Source organism: Neisseria sp. P0021.S007 (assembly GCF_051956855.1).
In genome coordinates, this window is record NZ_JBQCXA010000100.1 from 1 (window position 1) to 1,225 (window position 1,225).

General features: G+C 48.8%; 2 protein-coding genes. Both read right to left on the minus strand.

The features are described 5' to 3' along the window. Positions 1-426, minus strand: a 426-nt coding sequence (locus tag ACTHUR_RS11430) for a hypothetical protein (protein WP_440398648.1), incomplete at its 3' end; no start/stop codon positions are given. Between the two features lie 51 nt (positions 427-477). Next, positions 478-1,225, minus strand: a 748-nt coding sequence (locus ACTHUR_RS11435; RefSeq protein WP_440398649.1) for a tetratricopeptide repeat protein, incomplete at its 5' end; no start/stop codon positions are given.

Here is a 1,225-nt window from a genome sequence, read left to right on the forward strand (position 1 = left end):
AGTCAGCGTAGTATTGAAACTCATATGCGGACCTTCCAGTGTAATCCGCGTACCGCCGTCGTGGAATACCGCTATTTTGTCACCAACAAACGGAATCTGTCTGCTGACCGGCTTGTATTTGCTCCCGAGCATCTTCATCAGCTCTTCGAATTTGTATTTTGGGAAAACAGCCTGCACATAAACCAACACCTTTTTCTCGTCGAAAATCAGCGTTACCTGCTCCAAGCCGCTAAAATCGATGGCTTTCGGGTTAACCGAATATTGGTAGCCACCCGAATACGGATTGAGCTGTTCTTTACTAAGACGGTACATCCTACCCGCTTCCGCTTCGGTCGTTTTGCCGATTTCCATACCAAACACGCTCGGCGCAGCAAAGGCAAACGGACTGACCAGCAGCAGTGCAAATAAAATCAATTTTTGTTTCATAGTTTTTTCCTTTTCCGAAGATTTATTTTTCAGACGGCATTTTACAGCCGATCAATAACCCAGCTTCAAACGGCGGTAATTGTCGCAGCCTTTTTGGTCTCCGTTGTCGCAAGCCTTACCGTACCATTCTTGGGCAAGGGCGCTGTCTTGGCGCACGCCGTGCCCTTTGTAATACATATTGCCCAAATTGAATTGGGCATCGGCATACCCTTGTTCTGCAGCCCTACGATACCACTGCACTGCCTGTGTATAGTCTTGACGGACTCCTCGCCCATCGGCATACGCCGAACCCAAATTATTTTGGGCATTGGCATATCCTTGTTCTGCAGCCCTACGATACCACTGCACTGCCTGTGTATAGTCTTGACGGACTCCTCTCCCATTGACATACATCAGACCCAAATTATATTGGGCTGCAGCATACCCTTGTTCTGCAGCACTACGATACCACTGCACCGCCTGTACATAGTCTTGACGGACGCCTTGCCCTTTGGCATACATCACACCCAAATTAAATTGAGCTTCTGCAACCCCGTGTTCCGCAGCCTTGCGATACCACTGCGCTGCCTGTGCATCGTCTTGACGGACTCCTTGCCCATTGTCATACGCCACACCCAAATTATATTGGGCTTTGGCATCCCCTTGTTCTGCAGCCCTACGATACCACTGCACTGCCTGTGCATAGTCTTGACGGACTCCTTCACCTTTGTAATACATCTTACCCAAACTAAATTGGGCTTTAGCATTTCCTTGCTCCGCAGCTTGAAGGGTTTTCTTGTAATCTTGGAGACTGTCAGCC